The following is a 3,414-nucleotide window of genomic DNA, read 5'->3' on the forward strand; positions in this document are numbered from 1 at the left end:
TCGTTGGTGAAGCAGATCACCGGCGGCGAAAAGATGTCAGCGCGTTTTCTGCGCCAGGAATACTTTGAGTTTACACCGGAATTTAAAGTCTTCTTTACCACAAACCATAAACCGATCGTTAAAGGCAGCGATGAGGGGATTTGGCGCCGGATCCGGCTGATCCCGTTTACTGTCACGATACCAAAAGAAAAAGTAGACAAGAAGCTGCCGCAGAAACTGGCTGCGGAAATGCCAGGGATCCTGCGGTGGGCTATTGAGGGCTGCTTGAAGTGGCAGAAGGAAGGCCTGGGAGAACCGGAAGCGATCAGGAAGGCGACGGAAGGCTACCGGGAGGATATGGACATTCTCGCCCCTTTTCTTGCTGAAAAGTGTGTCACTCATCCGGCTGCAAAAATCGAAGCAAAGGAACTCTATAAGGAATACAAAGATTGGTGTTATGAAAATGATGATGTTGAGTTAAAAAATCGCGCCTTTTATCGTCAATTAGAAATTCGAGGTTTTAAAAAAGAAAAAGGCGCAAAAAACAAAACATTTATTCATGGGATGACATTAAATCAATATGCCGGAGGAAGTTTTTTGCAGAATAATGATGGGCGGGTTACTGAAAGGGTTACTGAATTTTCTTCAAAAAGTAACCCGAATAAGGTCGCTTCTATCAATAGAAAGAAGCTTTAACCATTGATATATAAGGGTTTGTGAGGTTTTACATTATTTAGGGGTTACTAAGGGTTACTTAAATTCTATGTTCCGTTCTCATGAAAAAAATAAATAAAAAATAAATATATATATAAGTATATAGACTTTAATAGAAAAATAGGTAACCTTTGATAACCCAGTAACCCAAAAGAGGTTGAAACCCTTGATATGACTGAGTTTTTAAAGGGTTACTGAAATTGAAGTTCGATAACCCTTTAGTAACCCCTTTTTAAAAGAGGTGATAATTTTGCACCCAAAACAAATTTGTGATGACCTTGCCTTTTTGGGATCACCTTTAGTCCTGGATGGAAACAATCTTTTTATTGAGAATCCGGAGAAAGTCTATCCAGAACTTGTGGAATTTGTTCAGTCACATAAAAAACGGATCATCCAGTATTTAAAAGGTGAATACACAGAGCAGGCTCATAAAGTCAATCAGACCATTGATAAAATCATCAATTATTTTATGGGAATCGATCAAAAAATGAATCCAAAAATAGACGACTGGTTCAATCATGATTGGGATGCGGCAACCAAAGCCGCGAGATTGCTCGTTCTATTTTGGGAGAACGGCTGGAGAGATCTGAACAGCTCCGTTGCGAATTTTGAGGATGAAGAAACGGATAAGCTCTCTTTAGAAATCTATGAAAGGGCCATGTCGTACTTTAAGGGGAAGAAAGCATGACGATTATTCACTATAACTATTCGGATACTGAAATGAAAAATATTCTCGACAGCATGATCATCATCGTGGATACGAGGGAGCAGAAGAACCAGCATGTTCTTGACTATCTCCGAAAAAAGAACGTATCCATTAAATTCAAAGGGATGAAGACGGGCGATTATTCCGCCATGATCCCGAAAAACGAGGAATACGGGATCAGCCGGGACATGTATTTGAACGCTGCTATCGAACGGAAAAACGGAGTTGATGAGCTTGTTCAATCCATTAAGGACCGTTCCCGGTTTGAAAATGAATTGATTCGTGCATCCAAACACCCCTTCACTCTTCTTGTGGAGGATCTGGAAGGCTACCAAAAAATATTGAACGGAAAATATCGCTCACAATATAAGCCGCAGTCCTTGCTTGGTAGCTTAAAAACGTTTGAAGTCCGTTACAATTTCTCAACCGTTTTTATTAATCCGAGCGCGACCGGAAACTATATCTATCACCATTTTCATTATATGGCCCGGGAGCTGTTAAAGGGGGGCCTGTTGTGAATGACTTAATGAAGGCCCTTTATTGTGAAAGGAAAAAGGACGAGCTTAAAGCGCGGCTGCTTAAAATGGGATATTTTAAAACGCCTGACGGCCGGCAGCTGTATGAGCTTTCATTAACTGAATTAGACGAAATATTCAAAAAGAAATTGATTGAAAGGGGAAAATGATCATGGCATTTGTAGGGTTTGAAGAATCACAAGAGGTGCGGCAGCTGGCCGAAAGTTTAATCGATAAGCATCACCCACATTTAAAAGATGCAAAGAAACACATTGGGTTTTACATCCGGGAAGGTAACAGTAAATGGGCTGGGAAGGCGAAAAAATGCACGGCCTTTGAGCGCCATATGACCGATTACAGACTTTTTGTATTCATCAATAAAGAAGCCTGGAAGACGATGAACCAAGAGCAGCGCGCCGCCCTAGTCGATCATGAGCTTTGTCATTTTACCCGCGCGGAATGGGAGGAACCGGATCCGAATGACTCAAGCAAATGGGTTACTAAGTACGGGCCCGCAGAAGATCCTGACAGTTGGGGGCTCCGCGAGCATGACGTTGAAGAGTTCTCGGAAATCATTGAGCGTCACGGTCTTTGGGAAAAAGGGATTGAATCATTTGCTGCTGCCGTCCGGGAGGCTGACTATCAAATGAATATTGATGATGTGAATAGACTTCAAAGGGTGAAATGATGGGAGGCGACGGAATGAGAGAGATTAAGTTTCGGGCTTGGAACAAAGAAAAGGAAATCATGGTTTATGGGAATGAGGACGACAGTGAAGATTATTGGGATGGTGCTATCTCATCCGATGTAGATATGGTCAACTCCATACTGAGATTTAGTCTTGTTTCCCCTTATATCTGGATGCAATATGCCGGATCGATACACGGGAAAGGCGAGATTTACGAAATGGATATAGTCGAATATGGGACTTTTAAAAATATCGGGGTTATCTGTTATGACACTCATCAAGCTATGTTTAAAATTGTGCCGGTTCAGTTCTATCTTGCAAATGCGGGGCATGGCGGATGGACGGGGCACCCATTAAGAAAAACCGTCCCGATGGAAGTCATCGGAAATATCTATCAAAATCCTGATCTATTGGAGGCGGCGGAATAATCGAAAAATTCAGAGGACACACACTAACAAAGATTCAAGCGGCATTACTTCAACATGTAATTGACACTATGAAAGACTTGCATGAAATCGATGCGGAAAATGACGGATATTCAGCGGATACGGTCGATTTACTTATTCAATATACAGAGGAATTCCTTTTTGACCTGGGCGCGATCGATAAGAAAGTATTTTCGGAGGCGGCGGCCGAATGATCAATTAAACCCCAACATTGGGGGGACCAGTAAAGGAGAATGAGAAATGAAAAAAGCTATTGCCACAATCGTAATTCTGCTGTTTGTCGCGTTGGCGGCAGGTTGTGAGTCATGGGATAGAATGGTGAAGGATTTTAACGCATCCAATAATGGATTGGTCCGGACGGCAACT

Annotated in this window: 7 protein-coding genes; all 7 read left to right on the forward strand. The window is 42.1% G+C overall.

Annotated features, from left to right (window positions below):
- Positions 1-675 (forward strand): DNA primase family protein (locus tag QMZ64_RS22900; RefSeq protein ID WP_301441629.1); only part of this gene is annotated, 675 nt, incomplete at its 5' end.
- Between the two features lie 268 nt (positions 676-943).
- A complete protein-coding gene (locus QMZ64_RS22905; RefSeq protein ID WP_268301661.1) occupies positions 944-1,381 on the forward strand; it encodes a hypothetical protein in 438 nt (145 codons plus the stop codon).
- Positions 1,378-1,917 carry an ERCC4 domain-containing protein gene (locus tag QMZ64_RS22910; protein WP_017474876.1) on the forward strand — a complete coding sequence of 180 codons (540 nt, stop codon included), beginning with the start codon at positions 1,378-1,380 and terminating at the stop codon, positions 1,915-1,917. Before QMZ64_RS22905 ends, QMZ64_RS22910 begins: the two co-directional genes overlap by 4 nt.
- Entirely contained in the window at positions 1,914-2,084 is a 171-nt protein-coding gene (locus tag QMZ64_RS22915; RefSeq protein ID WP_071583660.1) for a Fur-regulated basic protein FbpA, read from the forward strand. The genes QMZ64_RS22910 and QMZ64_RS22915 overlap by 4 nt, the downstream gene beginning before the upstream one ends.
- Positions 2,085-2,086: 2 nt before the next feature.
- Positions 2,087-2,602 (forward strand): putative metallopeptidase, encoded by a 516-nt coding sequence (locus QMZ64_RS22920; RefSeq protein ID WP_301441630.1) that lies wholly within the window; start codon positions 2,087-2,089, stop codon positions 2,600-2,602.
- A gap of 14 nt (positions 2,603-2,616) precedes the next feature.
- The gene (locus QMZ64_RS22925; RefSeq protein WP_301441631.1) at positions 2,617-3,030 is read left to right on the forward strand and encodes a YopX family protein; all 414 of its coding nucleotides are present in this window, start codon (positions 2,617-2,619) and stop codon (positions 3,028-3,030) included.
- A gap of 68 nt (positions 3,031-3,098) precedes the next feature.
- Positions 3,099-3,242 (forward strand): hypothetical protein, encoded by a 144-nt coding sequence (locus QMZ64_RS22930; RefSeq protein ID WP_301441632.1) that lies wholly within the window; start codon positions 3,099-3,101, stop codon positions 3,240-3,242.
- The last annotated feature ends 172 nt before the right edge of the window (positions 3,243-3,414 follow it).

Origin of the sequence: Bacillus sp. LB7 (assembly GCF_030449715.1) — a bacterium.
Classification (GTDB): domain Bacteria; phylum Bacillota; class Bacilli; order Bacillales; family Bacillaceae; genus Bacillus; species Bacillus paralicheniformis.